This window comes from Coleofasciculus sp. A1-SPW-01 (assembly GCF_040217205.1).
In the GTDB taxonomy this organism is placed as follows: Bacteria; Cyanobacteriota; Cyanobacteriia; order Cyanobacteriales; family Coleofasciculaceae; genus Coleofasciculus; species Coleofasciculus chthonoplastes_A.
The window spans coordinates 1-22211 of the sequence record NZ_JAVJNP010000068.1 but is presented as its reverse complement, the minus strand read 5'-3'; the positions used below and the strand labels follow the sequence as shown (position 1 = coordinate 22211).

At 45.5% G+C, this 22211-nt stretch carries 17 protein-coding genes; 11 read left to right on the top strand and 6 right to left on the bottom strand.

Features of this window, described 5'->3' with window-relative positions; all coding sequences use genetic code 11:
* The first annotated feature begins 50 nt into the window (after positions 1-50).
* The 5 genes from RH949_RS11055 (at position 51) to RH949_RS11035 (ending at position 4209) form a co-directional block, all read left to right on the top strand.
* On the top strand, positions 51-782 hold the full coding sequence (locus tag RH949_RS11055; protein ID WP_006098310.1) for a sugar transferase: 732 nt from the start codon (positions 51-53) through the stop codon (positions 780-782).
* Between the two features lie 361 nt (positions 783-1143).
* Complete coding sequence (gene gmd / locus RH949_RS11050; RefSeq protein ID WP_446353086.1) at positions 1144-2229, top strand: GDP-mannose 4,6-dehydratase; 1086 nt, start codon at positions 1144-1146, stop codon at positions 2227-2229.
* 131 nt (positions 2230-2360) lie between these two features.
* Positions 2361-3305, top strand: a complete 945-nt coding sequence (gene fcl / locus RH949_RS11045) for a GDP-L-fucose synthase (RefSeq protein WP_044204109.1) — start codon at positions 2361-2363, stop codon at positions 3303-3305.
* Between the two features lie 214 nt (positions 3306-3519).
* Positions 3520-4047, top strand: a complete 528-nt coding sequence (locus RH949_RS11040; RefSeq protein WP_006098107.1) for a hypothetical protein — start codon at positions 3520-3522, stop codon at positions 4045-4047.
* A gap of 33 nt (positions 4048-4080) precedes the next feature.
* Entirely contained in the window at positions 4081-4209 is a 129-nt protein-coding gene (locus RH949_RS11035) for a hypothetical protein (protein WP_006097883.1), read from the top strand.
* Between the two features lies 1 nt (position 4210).
* Here the strand turns inward: RH949_RS11035 and RH949_RS11030 are convergent, their stop codons facing one another.
* The 3 genes from RH949_RS11030 to RH949_RS11020 form a co-directional block, all read right to left on the bottom strand.
* A complete protein-coding gene (locus RH949_RS11030) occupies positions 4211-7258 on the bottom strand; it encodes a carboxypeptidase regulatory-like domain-containing protein (protein WP_446353083.1) in 3048 nt (1015 codons plus the stop codon).
* A 125-nt stretch (positions 7259-7383) separates the two neighbouring features.
* Positions 7384-8220: a P pilus assembly protein, chaperone PapD gene (locus tag RH949_RS11025; RefSeq protein WP_446353081.1), complete on the bottom strand. Its 837-nt coding sequence runs from the start codon at positions 8218-8220 to the stop codon at positions 7384-7386.
* Between the two features lie 129 nt (positions 8221-8349).
* Entirely contained in the window at positions 8350-8841 is a 492-nt protein-coding gene (locus RH949_RS11020) for a hypothetical protein (RefSeq protein WP_446353079.1), read from the bottom strand.
* A 389-nt stretch (positions 8842-9230) separates the two neighbouring features.
* Between RH949_RS11020 and RH949_RS11015 the strand changes: the two genes are divergently transcribed.
* Positions 9231-10004, top strand: coding sequence for a hypothetical protein (locus tag RH949_RS11015; RefSeq protein WP_446353077.1), 774 nt, complete (start codon positions 9231-9233; stop codon positions 10002-10004).
* A 272-nt stretch (positions 10005-10276) separates the two neighbouring features.
* Here the strand turns inward: RH949_RS11015 and RH949_RS11010 are convergent, their stop codons facing one another.
* Positions 10277-10900, bottom strand: a complete 624-nt coding sequence (locus RH949_RS11010; protein WP_446353075.1) for a hypothetical protein — start codon at positions 10898-10900, stop codon at positions 10277-10279.
* Positions 10901-11228: 328 nt separating this feature from the next.
* On the opposite strand from RH949_RS11010, the gene RH949_RS11005 reads away from it, so the two are divergent.
* The 3 genes from RH949_RS11005 to RH949_RS10995 all read left to right on the top strand — a co-directional run bounded on the left by RH949_RS11005 (position 11229) and on the right by RH949_RS10995 (position 17438).
* Positions 11229-11696: a DUF928 domain-containing protein gene (locus RH949_RS11005; protein WP_446353073.1), complete on the top strand. Its 468-nt coding sequence runs from the start codon at positions 11229-11231 to the stop codon at positions 11694-11696.
* A 54-nt stretch (positions 11697-11750) separates the two neighbouring features.
* Positions 11751-14498, top strand: a complete 2748-nt coding sequence (locus RH949_RS11000) for a WD40 domain-containing protein (RefSeq protein WP_446353071.1) — start codon at positions 11751-11753, stop codon at positions 14496-14498.
* Positions 14499-14693: 195 nt separating this feature from the next.
* Complete coding sequence (locus tag RH949_RS10995) at positions 14694-17438, top strand: WD40 domain-containing protein (RefSeq protein ID WP_446353069.1); 2745 nt, start codon at positions 14694-14696, stop codon at positions 17436-17438.
* A 539-nt stretch (positions 17439-17977) separates the two neighbouring features.
* On the opposite strand, the gene RH949_RS10990 is transcribed toward RH949_RS10995, so the two are convergent.
* Positions 17978-19537, bottom strand: coding sequence for a SagB/ThcOx family dehydrogenase (locus tag RH949_RS10990; RefSeq protein WP_446353067.1), 1560 nt, complete (start codon positions 19535-19537; stop codon positions 17978-17980).
* 491 nt (positions 19538-20028) lie between these two features.
* Here RH949_RS10990 and RH949_RS10985 point away from each other — a divergent pair, with 491 nt between their 5' ends.
* Both RH949_RS10985 and dcm read left to right on the top strand, forming a co-directional pair.
* A complete protein-coding gene (locus RH949_RS10985) occupies positions 20029-20589 on the top strand; it encodes a pentapeptide repeat-containing protein (protein WP_446353065.1) in 561 nt (186 codons plus the stop codon).
* A 199-nt stretch (positions 20590-20788) separates the two neighbouring features.
* On the top strand, positions 20789-22102 hold the full coding sequence (dcm, locus tag RH949_RS10980; RefSeq protein ID WP_446353063.1) for a DNA (cytosine-5-)-methyltransferase: 1314 nt from the start codon (positions 20789-20791) through the stop codon (positions 22100-22102).
* Positions 22103-22119: 17 nt separating this feature from the next.
* Here dcm and RH949_RS10975 read toward each other — a convergent pair.
* On the bottom strand, positions 22120-22211 hold a 92-nt coding region (locus tag RH949_RS10975), incomplete at its 5' end, for a transposase (RefSeq protein WP_446353098.1).

Sequence of the window (22211 nt, the reverse complement as noted above, 5' to 3'; positions counted from 1 at the left end):
CCGCTTCTGGCTTTATGATCGTGACGTGTGGTGTGAAGTGAAGGAGTAAGATGACTGCCCAAAGCCAACTTATCTCCGTCAAGACGTTGCGAGCGTTCGTGAAGCGTGGTATCCAGCCCCGCGCTCCACGCAGTAGACCCAAAGGTCTGTCTCGATATCGCTTAGACGGAATTTTTGCCAAGCGGCTGTTTGATGTCGTATTTTCCCTATCGATTCTCACGTTGTTTTTCCCGATTTACCTGCTCTTAGCGGTCTTAATCGCTATCAGTTCACCGGGTCCTATTTTTTATGTTCAGGAGCGAATCGGTAAAGACTATAAGCCGTTTAGCTGCATTAAATTTAGAACCATGGTGGAAAATGCTGATGAAATGTTGATAGAAATGATGACAAAATCAAATTCTATTCGTTGTGAGTTTGAAGCTAATTTTAAGCTCAAAGAAGACCCCAGAGTCACCTGGATTGGTAAGTTCTTGCGATATACCAGTTTGGATGAATTTCCACAATTTTGGAATGTTTTGAAAGGAGATATGAGTGTGGTTGGTCCTCGCCCCCTAGTCCCGGAAGAAATGCATAAATACGGGCGTTACATGGATAAAATCTTGACAATTAAACCAGGCATTACTGGACTATGGCAAGTTTCCGGGCGCAATGACATTCCCTATAAACGTCGGGTACAAATCGATGTTTATTACGTGAATTTCCAAAATTTTTGGCTGGATTTTTGGCTGGTTTTGAAAACAATCGGCGTAATGATTGCTCCAAAAAATAATGGGGCTTACTGACGAATTAAACATTGGGAGCATGGGAGGATTAATTCTGAATTAAACCTCTCGGCTCAAATGGAGTAAATCAGCGTAGTATTGGGATTGCTTCGGTGTTCAATGTTATTCCAGACAGGACTTTCCTGGGTTTTGACGGAAATCAACCAAACACCGGACTGAACAACGATGGCAAAATCGCGCCAGAGAGAGCATCGAACTCCGACATGGTAGGCTTGATAAGTTATGAGTCAAGAGAAAGTTGATCGATGCTGGGAATTTTAGGATAATCTAAGGAATAATTTCCCTGATCCCAAAATCCAGTCGGGAGATTAACACTTTTGTCAACCACTGTTGCCCATACGCATCACAGGACGATTCAAGGATGACGCAACCCAAACGAGCGCTGATTACAGGTATAACTGGTCAAGACGGTTCCTACTTAAGTGAGTTATTACTAGAGAAAGACTACGAAGTTCACGGGATTGTCCGGCGGACTTCCACCTTTAACACCGATCGCATTGACCATATCTATGTTGATCCTCATAATCAGGCTGCCCGATTATTTCTGCACTACGGCGACTTGACCGATGGCGTAACCTTGCGCCGCATTCTCGAAGAAGTTAGACCCAAAGAAATTTACAATTTGGGCGCTCAATCTCACGTTCGCGTCAGTTTTGACTGTCCGGAATATACGGTGGATGCGGTGGGAATGGGAACCCTGCGCCTGTTGGAAGCGATTCGGGATTATCGAAATCGCACGGGTATTGATGTGCGCTTCTATCAGGCGGGTTCGTCGGAAATGTTTGGTAAAGTCCAGGAAGTTCCCCAAAAGGAAACCACTCCATTTTATCCCCGTAGTCCTTATGCTTGTGCTAAGGTGTATGCCCATTGGCAAACGGTGAATTATCGCGAGTCTTACGAGATATTTGGTTGCAATGGTATCTTGTTTAACCATGAATCGCCGCGTCGGGGAGAAACCTTTGTCACCCGTAAGATTACTCGGGCGATCGCCCGGATTCTCTCGGGACAGCAGAAAAAACTCTATCTGGGGAATCTAGACGCCAAGCGAGACTGGGGCTATGCTAAAGACTATGTTCAAGCCATGTGGCTGATGCTGCAACAAGACGAACCCGACGATTACGTCGTCGCCACAGGTGAAACTCACTCAATTCGCGAATTTTTGGATATTGCCTTTAACTGTGTCGGTAAGAATTGGCAAGATTATGTAGAGTTTGACCCCCGTTATTTACGTCCTGCGGAAGTCGAATTACTCATTGGTGATCCCACGAAAGCTAAGGAAAAGTTAAATTGGCAACCATCTTTATCGTTTGAACAGTTAGTCGCCCTGATGGTGGAAGCCGATTTACGCAGCTTCGGCAAATCATCGAATGGTGAAGGGGCAGAACTGTTTGAAAAACACAATGAAAATAGTTACGAACGTTCCGCTGCTCACGCACCTGTTGATTGAGTAAAGGTCAAAAGTACGTATTTGTAAGGGCGGACGCGAGTTACTCGGAAAATACGGTAACCAATAATATATCAATATTATCCGCCCTAGAATTATGGATTATTCAGTGTTTTCAACTATCTAATATGACCATGAACAAGGACTCAAAAATTTATGTAGCCGGTCATCGGGGCTTAGTGGGTAGCGCCATTGTTAGATGTTTACGCGATAACGGGTATACCAATCTTATCCTCAAAACCAGCCAAGAGGTGGATTTAAGACGCCAGCAAGCCGTCGAGGATTTCTTTGCCGCTGAACGCCCAGAGTACGTTTTCCTCGCGGCGGCAAAAGTGGGGGGAATTAATGCCAATAATACCTACCGGGCTGAGTTTCTCTATGACAACTTAATGATTGAGTCAAATATTATTCATAGCGCCTATTTGTCCGGTGTGGAAAAGTTGTTATTTCTAGGCTCATCCTGTATCTACCCCAAACACTGTCCCCAGCCGATGCAGGAAGAACACCTACTAACGGGGTTTCTGGAACCGACAAATGAACCCTACGCGATCGCCAAAATTGCCGGACTCAAACTTTGCGAAAATTATTGTCGGCAATATGGGGTAAATTTCATCTCCGCTATGCCCACGAATCTCTATGGTCTTAATGATAATTTCGATTTAGCCAATTCCCACGTTCTCCCCGCCCTGTTGCGAAAAACCCATGAAGCAAAAATTAACAATGCTGAGGCGGTAGAAATTTGGGGAACGGGTTCGCCGCTGCGGGAATTTTTATACGTGGATGACTTAGCTGATGCCTTAGTTTTCCTGATGAATCACTATGATGATATCCAATTCGTGAATGTGGGGACAGGAGAAGAGGTTTCGATTAAAGACTTGGCTATGTTAATTAAAGCGGTGGTTGGTTATGAGGGTGAGTTGAAATTTGATTCCTCTAAACCCGATGGCACACCGCGTAAACTGTTGGATACCTCAAAAATTAATGCCGCTGGTTGGCAACCCAAAATTTCGTTAAAGAAAGGTTTAGAATTGACCTATCAATGGTTTGTCGAGAACTATGAGAGAATTAAAGGAAAATAGTCGGATTATGACTAAATGATGTGTGCCAAAATATTTCTCTACTTTTTTTCAGTTGATGCGGTAATTGCGCTCTTGCTGATGGAAGGCTGATGGCAAAACTTTACTATCGCGGCATGGCAGAGGAAAACGGTAAACCCAAACTGAGGATTTCAGGTGTTTTTATTCAAGAATTTTTGACCGGACATGAGATAAGATTCTCAAGAGGAGAACAGCAATGGCATGGATATTTAGTTTATCGGCTGAATGTGGGACGCAACAAGCTGTCGCCGAGCAATTTTCCCATCATTTTGACCAAGTTTCCTGGGTTCTCTCAAATGGTAGCCAGTCCCAATGTCGTGTTGGAATTTTTCAAGATATCGAGGAGAACTGGTGGTGTCGCGTTTCTCCAACTCGTGTCAGTGAGGTTGGCATCGATACACCGGAAAGTGCTTATCTGATGACAGAACTCGGTATTCTGCTGTATCAGCGTTTACAGTCGGCTCCAACGTTTCGCTATGCCTTGGTGGGTGTGGAAGTGGATGAGTTTAGAACTTACACTGAATTGCTTGAATCCCCTTCTAATTTGATGTTTCCAGGATTGGTTTTAGCCATAGCCATATCCGAAGCGATGGAATCGTCTCCAGATTTTCGACCGTTCAGTCCGGGATATGTCTGGAAACCCTATGAGGGTGAAGTTTATAAGCCGCTGATGGCATCATCAGAGTTGAAGAGTAAGCTAAATGAATTGTTGATGGTGGGTTAAAGGGAACAGGGAATAGGCAACAAAGAACAAGCTTTGTTAGCCACCAATGCTAATTTAGCCGCCGCCAAGCAGCAGTTAGAGGACTATTCCCGCACTTTAGAAGTGAACGTTCAACAGCGGACAGTATTTATATCTAGGTACTTAGTAAAGGAAAATAGTTAGATTAGCCATCTACAGAGGTTGGCAAATTCAGATTCAGTTCTTGGAAAAATTCAGAACTATTTTTCAGATCAATCCTCTGGGGAAACGCAGGCTGATTGTTGATTTGCAGGCGATATGTTCCTTGCTGTAACCGTTCTAAATAATATACGCCAGCATCGTTAGTAATGGAAAATGACCGAGTACCAGAATCCGGTTGGATGGCTTCAACTCTCGCCCCACTCACGGGTTGATCTTGGTTATCGGTGACAATTCCAGATATTGTGTAAGACTGAACTAAGGGAATGAGAATTGGGGTATAACTCCCCGCCACCACCTCCACCGCCAAGGCTTGATTAATCACTTGCCAATCAAAGGGAAAACCCGCTGGATCAAAGTCGAGGCGGTAGGTTCCAGGGGGTAAATTCATGATGATCCGATCCTCTTGGATATCGGCGCGTAATGATCCCAGAGACTGCTGATTCACCAGGAGTAAGGTGGAGTCGGTGTAGTATTTTTCCCCTGGATCAGGTTTACCATTTTGATTGCGGTCAAAGAAGGGTTGAATCAAGAGTCCGCCTTGGGTGCGGAGATAGTCGGTTTGGGTATCTATGGGGGTAATCCCTTGCTGTAAATTGAGACTGGAGACGAGGTTTAAGCTGAAAGCGGCGTTATCGGAACTCACAGCTATCCCTTGATATCGCGCTTGTAGGCGTAAACCCGGTAAAATCGAGGTTCCCACTGAGGCGACAATTCCGGAACCGCGAGAACCGATACCATACCCTAGTTGGGCATCCCAGAGGGGGTTCCCATCCCCCGATTTTTGGGGGGAACGATAGCGCCAAGTGAGGCTGGCTAAAGAGTCATGACCATTTTGGTTACGGGTATCATAACCGAGAACCAGGGAATGACCCGTACTTAAGCTATCCGAGAAACGATAACCGAGTTCAGATTGGGTGCTAATTTCATTCCCCAATGACCGAAATTCCCATTGATTCAGGCGTTGAATCAAGTTCCACCGGAAACGGCTTTGGGTATCGACGCTGAGACGGGCAAAGGTAAAGGCGTTTTTGTTGCTTAAGGCGAATTGTACACCAGCCGCCGTCGCATCATTGGTGCTGGTATTGGCAAATAGGGTGAAACCGGGTAACACTTGCCAAGACGCATTCAACCGTTGGGCGAAGCGATCGCTTGTGAAACGGGCGGTAAAATTAGGGGAGGGTTCAAAGAGTACGTTGGCGTTAATATCCCAGTCGGACTCCTCTGTACCACTTAGAACCGAGACGGCGGCTTTTAAGGGAAAGCCTTCTGGCTGAAAAAAGGCTTCTGCTAATCCCCGAAACGATTCGTCATAAACCGCACCAGCCCCTAATGTCAGGCTATTAGAAACCCCCCAGCGCCCCATCACTCCACCTTGAACGTCGGTAAAATTGCCCAATATTTCTTGATTCAAACCCGACAATTGTCGTCGCCATCCTCCAGAGACAATAACGGCTGTTGATCCGGCGGGGATTTGTCCGGGGACATTGGAAAAAGTGGCGTCTCGAATTTCTGGGGTTTCCGTGAGTCGCCCTTGGGGATAGAGTAAAATACGATAATTATTAAACGATTGACTCTCGAATTCCACATCCTCGAAGCGGTAGACACCCGAAGAATCCACCAGAACTTCTGCGATCGCCTCATCACTTAATCCTCTCACCAAACGCACTAATGTTCCCGGTTCCGCTGTTCCAGAAATTGTGCGCCCGATTTGCGCCGCTTGTAGGCGTTGGCGGGGATCAGAACCGCCGTAGAGTTGGAGTTGGGGGATAAAACCATTCCGTTGAATCGTGGTGAATCCCCAATAATCTCCTGGACTTTGACTACGCCAGAAGGGGGGTTGAGATCCAATAATATAATCCGCCGCATCCGTTTGGCGTTGAAATCGCGCTTCCGCCAAACTCCAGGTATCAGAGGAAAAGAGTTGGGGTTGATTGGCGCGGATATACCAACTTCCGCCAAAAATACTGCCAACAGCGGATACATTTCCCCGATAGTTCGGTGATTGAGTCGCTGTTCCACTGGCATCAATTCGTTGTTCAACAGCGGAAAGGGAGAAGCCAGACGGGGCAATTCGGGGTAATCCTTCGGTTTGGATAATAACTTCTCGTTTTCCCCGTTGACGCCGTTGATTTAACCAGGGGGCTTGGATAGAAACGGCATAATCAATAATGTCGAATTCGATTTCTACGCCGAATAAGGTTCGCACATCCGCCACGGAAAACACTAAACCTAATTCCGAATCCGTCTTGAGTTGACTGGGGTTGAGGCGAATAACCTGGGTAGGCGATCGCAGTTCGATTTGATTGTCGGGTAAAACGGTGGCGGTGAGTTGTAAGGCTTTAACGATGGCGTCGTAAGGTAATAACCATTGCTCAAAATTAATCGCATTTTCTCCATCTTCTTGTCCGCGAATTAAGGTGCTAGTAATTACTGAGCGGTTGTTGACTTTGATTCCTACCAGAAAGGAGGAGAAGTCATCAGGAACTTGGGCGATTGAAAATTGAGTTTGCGGAAGGGTTGATATATCCGGGTTTTGCGGGGGTAATGTGTCAGGTTGGGGTGCGGGTTCCTCGTCAGTGAGGTTTCCGGGTTCCGGTGTTGAATTGGCAGGATTTAAGCTAGGATTTGAGTCTGCTGGGGGAGGTAAAGTATTCGATGTTGAATTATTTGGTTCAGCCGGATAGAGAGTCAGATCCAGATTGACAGGATTGAATTGAATAGAAGGATTCGAGGAAGAAAATTCGGGTTGTTCTGACTGGTTATCGGAGAGACTGACTGAAATCGGTTGTCCGAGTTTGGCGGCGTTGGATGGTTCTATCCCTTCCGGTAAAGTCGGTAAATTTGAGTCTGAATATTCCGGGAAGAATAATTCCGGTGAACTCGGAATTGAATGAGATGCGACAGGATTTTGGGTGGGAAATGTTGGCGTGTTGGCGATTATAAATGGATGTTCGCGAACTTGATCTGCCTTGTCTGGAGTTACGTGATGTACAATTTCTGGGGGTGAATGGGGCGGTACGGCGTGAAACATAGGGCAGATATTAACGTCTGCTTAAAAAAAGTGGTATTTTATGTTTATAGTTCATGGTTGATTGTTCATAGCAATTAATAATCTACGATGAACAATCAACCATCAAAAATTTTCCTGATCAATGTTTATGGTTCAGGAACAGTGAGAGTAACACTGAAGGGAAGTTGGTTGCTATTATCATCACCCCAAATTAATTCTCCAGTGAGTTGGTAGTTGCCAGGAAGAAGTGCTAACGCTTCCGATTCGGGATGATTATTCAATATCAAGTTGCGATCGCTTTGTGCCACAATAGCAGTTGGAACGGATTCTCCTGTTTGGATAATTTTTCCTGCCTGCTTTAACTGCCAGTTAGACCCTAACCGGACAGAAGCATCGCCGATATTTTTGACCAATAATTGAAGTGTTTTTTGATTGGCATTAAACTGAGCGCTATCAACAGTTAAGTTAGGAGATACATCCCCTTTACGGATATAAACAGTTGTCGCTACGCGAGTGATCACACCCACGTTTTTACCACTACCATTAACCGACTCTTTTAAGGTTTCAGCAAAAACGGCTGTGCGGTATTCTCCATCGGGTAAGCTGGGAGCCAGGATTGCTCTTAAACGTACCCGCCGAGTGACTCCTGGTGGTATGGTTAATTCTCTGGGGGAAAATTGTAGATAGGGGCTAAGATCATTCGTGTCAGAGGATAAGGTTTGAAATCCTTTATCGCGATCGTAGGTAAAAGGTTCAGTGTAAATTCTTGCCCGTAAGGGTGTATCACCCGCATTAATCACATTAATCATCGTTTGGGCTTGACCCCGGTTAGCCTCAGCTTCAATAATTAAGGGTGATGCGCCAAGTTGTGCTAATGCTGTACTACTCAACAGGAAAGCGGTAGATAAAGCACCGCTACCTATTTGGAATGCTTTGACAGCGATTTTAGAAAAAGAGTTTAATTTTGGAGTGGAATCAAGCATGGTACTAACTCCTGTATTTTAAATAATTTTGCAAGTGAATAACTAGCTGCTAGGGCTATATTACCCGCGTTTTACCTAGCAGCTAATTGACGACGAAAGAAGACTGATAATTGATGAAGAAACCTATGACTAGGGGGCTACAGTCAAGCGCACATAAAAGTCGTAGTCACCACTAGGAATAAATCCAGTTAGCGGAGTTGTTGTCATGTCAACTGTCAGATCCGTTTCACCCGGAAGAGGTACGGGTGTTGCAATACCAGGTGCAGCAATAGCGACAGCATTAGCACCAATCCCTGTAACACCAACAGTGGTTACTGCTGTACTATGATCGTAACCATCCACTGTTCCGTTTTGGGCAGGAGCATCTGCTGTTAGTGTGGCAAGAACATTGTTGCAGGTAAGTTTAGCAGTACCAGCCGTACCACCATCAGCAATAGCACTGCTTAGGGTGGTTCCAGTGACGAGTCCTAATGTTCCATCAGCAACGTTGCTAAACGTACAAGATGCAGGCACATTAGCCGTAAAATGAACATCAGTAGTTTCCTGCGCTTTTACTACAGAAGAGAAACCAACAGTACCGCACAGAACTAAAGTAGAAGCGATTAAAGACTTACGAATCATGGCTTTGAATTACCTAAGAGGTTTGTTTGACTGACAAGTCAATCTTATTCAAAACCCTAGCCTGAAAAAATCGGGTAAATTACGGGAATTTGTTAATAACGACTGAAATCAAAATCCGTATATACACTGAGGTTGAGCCTGAAAAAATATGAGAACTGGGTTATAAAAATGCAACTGAAAACCTGGAAACCTTAATGCAGTAAAGCTTTGATGCTTTTTCTTGAGAGGGCAAGGCAACCAAGATTATTATCATTCTGAGTAGATATTTCCTGGTGACACTTACCCATCAACTCTAAGGAGACTCTGATCAACCAATGAGGGGTTTGACCCCTTATCCCTTAAAATAATTTAGATATGGGGATTATCTTAGATAAGGATGATTTGTATCTATGAAACAGGCGATTCGGGTGGTACTATTTCTATTACCCCTATTGGTACTTGGCATAAGTCGCGATCGCGCTGACGCCACGCCTACTCAATGCCGTCAAATTCGCCAGGTACGCCGCCTCGCGATACAACAAGGATTAGACGACGAAAACCTGGCTACCCTAGAAGCGCAATACTGTGACACCGCCCAACCCTCAGCAGTAGAAACCATTCCACCCCCAACCGCCACCCAGGAATGTCTGGATCTCACCATCATGACGCGATTGGCGCGACTATCTGACGGAAATAACAATCTGGTGCGATTAGTGGAGAGTCAGCAACAATTCGCCTGTGGATTAGCCGATACCTGGGGAAGGGCTATCATTGAATACCCGAATGGACAACGGGCGAAAATTGGTGATAATTGGCAGTATCCCAACGGACAAACGGCGAAATTTGGCGCAATTTGGAACTATCCCAACGGACAAACGGCAAAAATCGCGTCTCGCTGGTACTATCCAAATGGGGAAATCGCTAAATTTGGCACACGTTGGAGTTACCCGACAGGACAAGCAGTAAACTTTGAAAATCTGGTAACCTGGGCGTGCAGTGTCATCAACCGGGATGAATGCGCTTCACGATTATTAGCGTTACGAAATACCAATGATTTTTGGAGTGAAATAGCAACCTTAGAGTTAGCTTGGCAAGCTTACAGTCAATCAATTGTAGGGGCGGGTTTAGTCACTCAGATAAGCTTTTCACCAATAACTACTCAACAAAACCCGCCCTTATATTAGGGTCTGCTGCACTCGTTAGGAAAGTAGAGCATATAAGAGTTTCAAGCTATTTTCCCACCCAACAAGTGCAAGGTTTTTACACTACTACCCTCTTGCAACCTGGAATTTTCGCCGACCTAAGCACCAAATTTTACCTCGACAGAGGGTCAACATCGAATTTCGACAGGCTCAATTGCCGCGAAGTCGAGATGTTGAAACCATTGCCCATTGCCTATTCCCTATTGCCTCTCCCCACCACAAGACTTATACAGCAAGCCCTATATTACCCCCTTTTAACCACTACCCTTGATAGTTGGAACCTTTCCCAGCAATCGAATTAAACTTATTCCAGTTAACCCTGCAACTAACATCCAGGTTACCCCTAAACCCAGAACTTCGCTGAGAAACATCTGGGTAAAGCGGCGCAAAAGTCCGCCGACAATCCAACCTACGGCTAAGCCAATTGCCCAGTATATAGTATTGGCAAAAATCCATCCCCACGCTTTGCTAACATACTGTCTGAGAACCCACCATTGCGCCATTCCCAGGATTAGCCCCAGAGTTGCACCATCGACGACTCCATAAACCAACCGAGGGAAAAGATGCATCGTTCGGGGAGCAAACCAACCGATGACCCCAAACGAACTCAACCCCATGACTCCCCAACCGAGGAGACTGGCAATAATCCACCACCAGGCGGAGGGCAGGTGTCGTCTCAAGACTAGCCATTGGGCGAATCCGATTATCGTCCCGCCAATGATTCCCTCAATCATATTAATATCGGGTCTTTCGCCAATCTCGATCCAAAATAGACTTGCCACAAAACCCAACAGCGTCGCCAATAGCCACTGTAACCAGACGCTACAGCTAGTTTCGATGGGTTTGATTGGGGATTGATAGTTAATGGTTACTGGCACACCAATGACAACAACTCAGAACAGTTCAAAACTACCTAAGGAGTCACCTTAGATCTGTAATATATATATTACTAGGTATTACCGCCTCCATTGCCTCTCAAAAGACGAGACAAAACAAGAATTATGAAGATTGTCTTTAAAAAACTCTGGATTTTTTAAAGTTTTGATGAAGATTAGCTTGATTTTATTTTTCTAGATAAAACTTCCAGTTTTCGATTATTATAGGTCTATAAGTCTCAATCAAGTTTTCAAACATCTACCAATGGATAGATTAAAGTCTTTTAAGTCTTTGAGCCTGGTAACCGGGGTATTCACGACAATCTGGGTAATGGGGATCGGCTGGCAACCCCCGCTACAAGCCCAGTCTAATGAAGATGTAAACGTTTTAACTGCCCAGCTTTCACCATCGCGCGATCGCGGCGCTGGGTTGCGCGGTGCTGGATGTGGTGAAGTAACGATTACCCCCTTGATGCCCACTAACGATCAGGGGGTTTATTTGGTGGCGCTGAACTCGCCCGCAACACTTTCATGGCAAGTACCGGAAACCACTGTCACCTCCGCCGAATTTCTCCTAGTGGATCAGAGTTGGAATCCAGTTTATCAAACCATGATTGAGATTCCTGAAGCAGGCGGTGAGGTTGAAATCACGCTTCCCAATGACCTGTCTCTAGAAAGGGAAATAGATTATTACTTGCAGTTTGCCTTAGTCTGTGATGTGGCTGATCGCACCAAAGATAATGCCATCCAAGGGGCAGTGCAATTCACCACCCTCGATGCTTCCATCCCGGAAGAATAACGATCATCACTAAACCCGATTCATAGAACCTAGACACTTCAGGGTGTGCAACTTATGAAAGAAGCCTTTATTTCTTATTCCCGGCGCAATAAGGAATTTGTACTGAAACTCCGGGAGGCATTTAAAAACGCTAACCGTGAGGTTTGGGTGGATTGGGAAGGCATTCCCTTAACCGCTGATTGGCGACAAGAAATCTACCAAGGAATCGAAGAATCGAATAATATCGTCTTTGTGATTAGCCCAGATTCAGTGGCATCCAAAGAGTGCGGTGTCGAGGTAGACTGTTCCCTAAAACACCATAAGCGAATTCTGCCGATACTATATCTGGATGTTGACCCAGACGCGATCCATCCAGAGATGAGAGAACTTCCCCAGATTGATTTTCGCGAAGGGACAAATTTTGAACAGGCGTTTGCAGAACTGCTGCAAGCCATTGATAACAATAAAGAGGATACCCAAGAACATACGCGCTTGTTAGTGCAAGCCATGGAATGGGAAAAAAAAGGACGCAATACTAGCCTCCTATTAAGCGGAAGTGAACTAACATCAGGAGAATCCTGGCTGGTGTGGAGTTCAGAACAAAAACCCTTTCCTACACCTCTGCATCGAGAATACGTTGGGCTCAGTCGTCAATGGGTTACTCGTCAGGCAAAACGGTCAATTATTGGAGTTAGCTTGGCGCTGGGTGTGTCTACTCTCTTAGGACTAGTGGCGTTCTGGCAATATCAGCGATCGCAAAAACTTTTTGTCCAAGCCCAGCAAGAACAGCTTATTGTTCAAAGTACCACCTCCGACGCTTTATTTGTTTCCCAGCAAAGATTTCCTGCCCTCTTAGAATCTCTAGAGGCGGCTAAAACCCTGCAACAAGCCAACTGGGTTAGCCGAGATCCTCAACTTCATTCGACAATTTCCACGGCGTTACTTCAGTCTGTCTATTGGGTGAATCAATCGAATCAATTAGACGGGCATACAAATAAAGTTCGCAGCGTTAGTTTTAGCCCAGATGGTGAACGTATTGCCTCGGCTAGTAGTGACCATACGATTAAACTCTGGCAACCAGATGGGAGTTTAATCAAAACCCTAGAAGGACACCGCGATCGCGTCCGAGAGGTCAGCTTTAGCCCTGATGGTGAGATGATTGCCTCCGCTAGCCGGGATGGGACGGTAAACCTGTGGACAAAAGACGGGGCGAAGCTACATAGCATTAATGCCCATGATGATGATATTTACGACGTCACTTTTTCCCCAGATAGTCAAATCATTGCCTCAGCCAGCCAGGATGGGACAGTAAAACTGTGGAGTCGAGAGGGTGAACGCCTAAACACCTTAAGCGGACATAATGCCCCAGTTATCAGTGTCAGCTTCTCTGCTGACGGTCAACAGTTGGCATCCGCTAGCGCTGATCAAACAGTGAAACTCTGGACAATTGAGGGTGAAGAATTACAAACCCTGACAGGACACCAAGGAGAGGTCACAAGTGTGAGTTTTTCTGGAGATGGTCAACTCATCGCCACCGCCAGTCAGGATAAAACGGTGAAACTCTGGACGATTGAGGGAGAAGAACTGCAAACGCTAACGGGTCATACCGATGGCATCTGGCAGGTGACATTTAGCCCGGATAGTCAACGCCTTGCAACCAGTAGTAAAGACAGAACCATCAAACTCTGGAATCGCGACGGCACTCTACTCAATACCCTCACCGGACATAGCAGTCAGGTATTTGGGGTAGATTTCAGTCCAGATGGGCAAACCCTAGCATCAGCGAGTGATGACAGAACCGTGAAACTCTGGAAACTGGACAATCCTTCAGTCAAAACCTTGCCCCAATCTGGTATTAGTCCCAGTTTTAGCCCGAATGAGGACTTAATCGCGATCGCATCGGGAATGGATGTCACCCTTTGGAGTCCAGACGGCAAAAAATTGAACACCCTGTCTGGACATAAACATTGGGTGGAAAGTGTCAGTTTTTCTCCCGACGGTGAAACCATTGCCTCAGCCAGTGATGACCAAACCGTGAAACTCTGGCGTTTAGATGTAGAGACGTTGCATGCAACGTCTCTACAACAGACGCTAAACGGGCATGAGGGAATCGTCTGGACGGTACAATTTTCTCCCAATGGAGAGTATCTTGCCTCAGGGAGTCAAGACCAAACCGTGAAACTCTGGACAAAAGACGGCGAACTGGTGCAGACTCTCGAAGGTCATCAGGGTATGGTCTTAAATGTCAGCTTCAGCCCGGATGGTCAAACCATTGCTTCCGCCAGTACCGATGGCACCGTGAAACTGTGGCGTCTAGATGGAGAGACGTTGCATGCAACGTCTCTACAACGGACGATTGATGGACATGACGCCGCCGTTGGTAGTGTTAACTTTTCTCCCGATGGTCAAATCATTGCCACCGCCAGTGATGACCAAACCGTGAAACTCTGGACGACGGAGGGTAAGTTACTCCAGACTCTGGCAGGACATCGCGATCGCGTCTATCGCGTCACCTTTCGACCCGATGGTCAGTTCCTGGCTACAGCCAGTTTAGACGGTACGGTGAAAATTTGGACAGTCGATGGCACAGAAGTCGTCACGTTGAAAGGACATCAAGCTGGCGTTAACCATCTCAGTTTCAGTACCGATGGCAAAACCCTGGCATCTACGGATGAAAACTACACCATGATTCTCTGGAATTTAGACAATTTGGATGACCAACTCCTCGACCATCTCATCGCATCGGGTTGTAATTGGGCAGGTGACTATCTGCAAACCAACTCGAATTCTCAAGACCTTTGTACAACAGACGGCAGTTCGTAGAGACGTTGCATGCAACGTCTCTACAGATGGGGTAGATGAGGGAGATGGGGGAGATGAGGGAATTGTAGGGGCGGGTTTTACCACTAACGTTGGCTTTGCACCCTGATATAACTAAACCCGCCCCAACGGATTACCAGTATTCTGCGACATAAAACGAATGACCAAGGACAAATGACCAAGGACAAATGACAAAACATGGCTGACATTTTTATATCCTACTCCTCCCCCGATAAAGACGCGATTCAGAGAGTCTATGACGCCCTTACCCAAGAGAAACGAAATATCTGGCTGAATTGGCAAGAAAGTCCTCTAACCCAGACTGAACCAGAAATAGAAGCCGCCCACACCTGTATCTTTTTTATTAGTCCCCACGCCATTCAATCGGAACGCTGTACTCAAGAACTGGAGTACGCAATTCAACGCTGCAAACGGATTATCCCGATTGTGCTGCGGGATGATCAACTCAAAGGCGTACATCCAGAATTAGCTAGACTCAACTGGGTATTCTTCCGCGAAACTGATGATTTTAACGGGTCATTTGAGTCCCTCCTCAAAACCCTAGATACCGATTTAGACCATATTAAGAAACATACCCGCTTGCAACAACTAGCGAAAGAGTGGGATAAGAAACAACGCAATAATCACCTTTTACTCCGAGGAAGTGAACTCGAAGCCGCCGAACAATGGTTCACCACCAGCGCGGAAATCGAACCCAAACCAACCCAACTTCAGCGAGAGTATATTGATGCGGGACGCCAAGCCAGAACCCGTGGTCAAAGACGACTCTTGGCTGGCGTGAGTGTGGCGTTAGGCGCTTCGGTTATTTTAGGCGGAGTGGCATTCGTTCAATATTTAAAAGCCGAACGACTGCGGATGCAAGCCTATACTGGGCAGATTATTAGCCACAGTAAAACAGCAGAAGCGTTGTTTACGTCTGGTCAAGGCTTTGAAGCCCGATTAGAAGCCCTGAAAGCGGGACGTAAACTGCAAAATGCTAACTGGAGTCAAAAGGATACTCAGTTAAACGCCAATGTAATCACCGCCCTACAACAAACGGTGTCTTGGGGTAGAGAACGGAACCAATTAGAGGGTCATACGGACAGAGTATGGGATGTCAGTTATAGTCCCGATGGTGAATGGATAGCTACCGCCAGTAATGACCAAACCGTAAAACTTTGGCGTCCAGATGGTACATTAGTTCGTACCCTCACTGGACACACTCAGCAAGTCCGGGGCGTGAGTTTCTCTCCAGATGGGCAAACCCTTGCCAGTGGCAGTTTCGATGGGACGGTTAACCTGTGGAATCGAGAAGGAACTCTGATTAAAACCATCGCCGCCCATGATAATGCTGTCAATAGCGTCAAGTTTAGCCCCGATGGTGAACTTCTCGCCACCGCCAGTGATGACCAAACGGTGAAACTTTGGCAGCCAGATGGCACGTTGGTGGGTACTTTAGCCGGACATCAGGGTCAAGTTTATGGCGTCAGTTTTAGCCCTGATGGTGAAACCTTGGCGACGGCGAGTTGGGATGGTACGGTAAAGCTTTGGACACTAGAGGGTGAAGAACGGTTAACCCTGACGGGTCATGAGGCTGGCGTTAGCGGGGTTAGCTTTAGTCCAGATGGGCAACGTATTGCCTCAAGTGGTGCAGACAATACGATCAAACTCTGGAGTCAAGACGGCACCCTGATCACCACGCTGACGGGACATGAAAACCTGATCAATGGCGTGGTTTGGAGTCCAGATGGACAAACTCTCGCCTCTAGTAGTGATGACCAAACCGTGAAACTCTGGCGTTTAGATGGAGAGACGCGCCATGGCGCGTCTCTACAACAGACGCTAACGGGACATCAGGGTGCGGTTTATGGGACGAGTTTTAGTCCCGATGGGCAGACGTTGGCGTCGGCGAGTTTAGATAAGAGTGTAAAATTGTGGCAACTGGGTGAACGTCAGCTTGTTGATACGCTTCAGGGACATCGGGATTCGGTCAATAGTGTCCGGTTTAGTCCCCAGGGGAATTATTTGGCATCCGCGAGTTCAGACAAGACGGTGAAACTCTGGCAAAGTGATGGGACAGAGTTAGCCACGCTGCAAGAGAATCGCGATCGCGTCTATGATGTGAACTTTAGCCCCGACGGTGAGACGATTGTCACGGTGGGTAATGACAAACGGGTGCGCTTGTGGAACCGAGAGGGGAAATTCCTGAAGACTTTGCCAGGGGAAGACAATCTAGAGGATGGACATCGCGATCGCATAAATCGGGTGAGTTTTTCTCCAGATGGCGAAACCATTGCCACAGCCAGTGAGGATGCAACGATTAAATTATGGAATCGCAACGGAACGCTACTGAAAACCCTCAATGAACATAGTAGTGGCGTCAATGATATTAGTTTCTCCCCCGACGGTGAGATGATTGCTTCAGTTAGTAGTGACAAAGCTGTGATTTGGGATAAAACTGGTACAGTCCTCTCATCATGGCAGGCAGATGATGAAGCGATCACAGCCGTGACTTTTTCTCCTGACGGTGAGACGATTGCCACCGCCAGTGAGGATAAAATGGTGAAACTGTGGGATAAAGAGGGCGTTTTGCTAAACACCTTCGCAGGTCATGATAATCCAGTTTATGCGGTAGCATTTTCTCCTGACGGTCAAACCATTGCATCTGGTAGTTTAGACGGACAGATCAAACTCTGGCAACGTGATGGCACGCCAATTGTCACCCTTAAAGGGCATCAGGATGAAATCAGAGGGTTAAGTTTCCACCCCGATAAGCAAACACTGGCATCTGCCAGTTTGGACAACAGCATCATTTTGTGGAATTTGGAGGATGTGAATCAAACGGTTCTGGATAATCTCCTGGTTCGCAGTTGTGACTGGGTAGGGGATTATCTGAAGACTAACCCCAATGTAACAGACCGCGATCGCGCCCTTTGTAACTAATTAGGGGTTGCTGTCGGGAGTATTGGGGAGATGGGGTGAGAGGGTGAGGGGGTGAGAGGGTGAGGGGGGAGATGGGGGAGAATGAGTATTGGGGAGATGGGGTGAGAGGGTGAGGGGGTGAGAGGGTGAGGGGGGAGATGGGGGAGAATGAGTATTGTGTAGGGGCGGGTTTAGGGACTTTCTTTTGGCTAGGGATGATAACGTTTGTTCAAAACCCGCCCTGACATGACCCTTCACTATAGTAAGCTGTTATGCATTTAAATTGGGTATTATAGCCTTACCAAAGCAGGTTAGGACATTTTCTACTATTCCCTGTTCCCTGTTCCCTGTTCCCCGTTCCCTGTTTGGATTAACTAATGTCCTTTCCGTACCTCGTAGTGCTATAAATTGGGTATTAGTAGCGAGCAAGATGCTCGCACTCCAATAATTTTAATTTCGCGCAAACTCTATCCATTGTTAGTCCATTTTAATGGACTTAAGCTATAAGCCAAGAACTTGAGTTCTTGGCGGGTGTCTATATAACATAAGACATAAGACCATCAACTTCTCGGACGCCCCAAGGTAGTAATATAAAGAACCGCCTCATCCGGAGGAATCCCCAAAACCTCATTCACTTGCTGATCAAAGAACCCGCCAATACCACTCACCCCCAACGTTAAATAAATCGCCGCTAAATTGAGCCGTTGTCCCAAATGTCCCGCATCCAGATGCAGGTAACGATAAGCGCGATCGCCATACTTGGCTACAGCTTTTTTTAAGTCTGCTGTGTGAAATAGAACCACACTGGCATCCCGCCCTAACTCTTGTCCTAAGCACAAAAAATGTAATTCCCGCCGGAAGTTTTTAAAGCGGATTTGCCGCAATTCTTGGGCTTTTGGTGCATAATAATAGCAGCCTTCATCTAAACCCGCCACCCCAGAAATTGCCACAAAGGTTTCAATTAAACTCAAATCCAAATAATCAGGAGAACTATCAAACCCTTGTTCGCTGTAGTGTTGAGGTTGATAGGTGAAATCGAGTAGCAATTTAAGTTCATCTAAGGATAGCGGCGCACCCGTATAAGCGCGAGTTGACCGCCGTTTGAGAATAGTATTTTCCAAGGCTTGAGGCGCATATCCTTCCCCGGTAACACTACCCCATTGAATCGGTGATGTAGTCGTAGAGATTTTGGTACAGAAGGGAAAATTATACTTGTCTTCACCTACCTTTTCTGACTCTAATTCTCCAGATGGTGGCGATTCGATTTCCTGCTTATCTGTCGGTTCAATTTGCGTCGCTTGATGCAGGTAAGCCAGCAATTCTCCATCAGGAAGTTCGGGATAGTCAAACTGCGTCGCTGACGGTAAAGCAGTGGGCTGAGAAGGGCTGCTTTGTTCCTGGAATTGATCCGTGAGGGGAACCACTGCGATCGCGCTTTCTTGTTCTGGGTTAAGATAAAGCAGATCATTCACCTTCTGATCCACAAAGCCACCAATCAGAGAGGGGCGATATCCTGTTAACGCACCCGCCAGTTCAATATTGCCCAACAAATGACCCGTATCCAGAAACACTCGGCGATAGGCGCGGTCTTCATAGCGCCAAGCTGAACGATAAAATATAGCGGTGGTGATAATCGCCAGTTCCGTTGTCTCTAAGCTAGGATGCTGGAAACACGCCTCTTGTAGCCCTGACCAAACCTCGCTATCCCAAAAGCGCACTAGAGAATGGCTAGGACACTGATAGTTATACAGTCCTGGAGCTAATATAGAAGTTCCACTGGAAATTAAATAGACTTCCGCCGGATATAATCCCCCGGCTGAAGGTGCCGCCCTTAAATAAACCGGAGGTCCAATCATGGTTGCCATCTTAGCGGTTAAGCCATAGCTGCACAAGAGCAACCGTGACAACCGCCACCAACTTTTACCGGGTTCCTGGGCGAACGCCTGGGGATCTTCTTTGAGATAGGGCTTCAGATCAATGGTCGTTCCTAGTTTATACTCTTTAAAGGGTATCGGTTGATTGTCCCAGTCTAATCGCTTATTTTTGGACGCGATCGTCTCCGGATCGTATTTGGTACGTTCGTGATAGTGTTGCGCGATCGATAATTGTGGGTTTGACATAGTTTTTTCAGGATAGTATTCGATTTTGCTTTTATCTAGAAGTTCTTAATATAGCTATCGTTATCCTAATTCGTAGCTGGTATATCTCGTCCCTATACAGCATGGGTGGGGTAGTTGATATAGGAGTTAATCATTTCCAACTTCGATAATAAAACATTTCTACCTAGAACACCAAACCGACGTTCATGATTAGTAGGATGAAAGAATATCGTCCTTTAGATACCGACAAACCCAGTTGATTAGCCCTGATTTTGAAGACTTGACTGATACTATCAAGACAGATTTCTTGTATCATATAAATCTTGACTTGTCAATCTACATCAAGGATTAAATATAAATCTTGATAATCCTTAAAAAAAAATTAGAAAAACTGTAGCTGTCGCTACAATGCCTTACAATTAATATAGGGTTTTAATCATAAATCCATAGTGACCTGATCAGGCAGATTAAATTGGGAAGAGGAAGCAGAACCTTCCAGAGTCACAGAGCAGATGCAGAAGATTGGTAGAACAGAGTTACTGACTCAATATGCTAAGGGTAGACGCGACTTCAGTGCAATTGATATCAGTGAGGCAGACTTATTTGAAGCGGATCTCCAAGGCATTAATTTGAATGGCTCTGACTTACAAAAGAGTTATCTGCCTTACTCTAATCTCAGTCAAGCCCAACTCCAACACGCTCAACTGCAAGCGGCTGAGTTGAGCGATACTAAACTATGCCAGAGTAATCTATCTCAGGCAAATTTACAACAAGCGAATCTATCAAGAGCAACATTACGTCATGCCAATTTACGGGGTGCTAATTTAGCCTATACCAACTTGCAAGGGGCTGATTTAGCTAATGCTGATCTAAGGGATGCCAATTTGAATTATGCTAACTTAAGCGGTGCTAATTTAACTCGGACTAATTTAAGTCAAGCTCAGTTAAAGGGAGCAATTCTTTTTCGCAGTCATAATGTTAATTTTTCTAATGCTTATGTCGATTGTTCAACTATTTATCCAGATGGACATCGACATGATTGTCAAGCATCTGGGTTAAACTGTGAATCATAGGCTTAAGCCAGGAAATCAATTTCCTGGCTAAAAGCTAAAGTAAGCTTTAGCTTACTATATTTAATTTTACGTTATGGTGATAAAGAAAAGTCATTTATTTTGGTAAAAAGCTTGCTGAACAAAGCTTTGCTTGTTTCCTGCTCTCTGCTAAGAGTTCTCTAAAAACGAGGGTTTCCACCACAAGTACCGAAGAACCATAATGACTAAGATCCGGTTCATTGATTTATTTGCAGGAATAGGGGGTATACGCCTAGCCTTTGAACAAGCAGCTAACACCTTAAACCACAAAGCTGAATGTGTTTTAGCAAGTGAAATTACTCCAGATTGTCAATGGGTTTACAAAAATAATTTTAACCATGAGGTATTAGGAGATATCCGGAAAATTAACCAATTACCGCCCCATGACGTTTTATTGGCAGGTTTTCCTTGTCAGTCTTTTTCCTATGCGGGAAAAAAGGCGGGATTTGGAGACACGAGAGGAACATTGTTTTTTGAAATATTGAGATTAATAGATACCTGTAAACCTCAAGCCTTAATTTTTGAAAATGTTCGCGGTCTTTATAGTCATGATCAGGGTAAAACCTTAGCAACAATCAAGCATGAAATTAAAGAGCGAGGCTATAGCTTTGATACATTTCTCCTAAACAGTGTTAATTTTGGATTACCGCAAAACCGGGTTCGCCTGTACATGGTCGGGATTTTAGGTGCTTCGCCAAAATTTGAGTTGATTTCTGATTTAGGTCCGCCCGATTCCCATTCCTATAATTGTCAGCAGCTATCCTTATTTAATCCCTTGACCCAACCTGTTGCCGTGGCTGATATATTAGAAGATAATCCTGATTCTAAATATGATTGTTCCCCGGAGTTTGTTGAAGCTCTAAAAAATCGATTAAACAATAATTTGAATCAATTGCATGGTCGGCGGCTGATTGATTATCGTGGCGGAAATTCTCTGCACTCCTGGGAACTGGGTTTACGGGGAAAATGTAGTCCAGAAGAAATTGAGTTAATGAATCGTTTTATTTTGAAGCGTCGGAATAAAGAATTCGGTCGTAATCAAGATGGTAAGTTGCTTAGTCGAGAGCAAATCGCTAGCTTTTTTAATTATCCCCATTTAGAACAAATTCTTGACTCACTCGTGGCTAAAAAATATTTACAAATTGTTGATGGTAAATACAAACCTGTATCAGGGAACTTCTCCTTTGAAGTTTACAAGTTTTTAGATCCCCGAAAAATATCAGTCACGTTGGTTGCTAGCGATGCCAATCGATTAGGAATTTATCACAATGATCGGGTTCGGAGAATAACACCGCGAGAAGCCGCACGTCTCCAGGGATTTCCCGATGAGTTTATTTTGCATAGTAACGATGATAAAGCGTACTATCAGTTGGGTAATTCTGTCAGTATCAATGTTGTGAAAGCTGTCGCCCGCGACGTTATTTTGAATACATTATCATGTCAACACACCAACAAAAGTCTGATGGCGTTGGGATGGATAGGCGGGTTGCTGTAGGAACACCAAGCAACCAATTAATCTGGTGAGTCTTGACCCTCGATATATTTCTTTAATGCCGACACAGTTACGCCGCCGCAAGAGGCGATAAAGTAAGACCCATTCCACT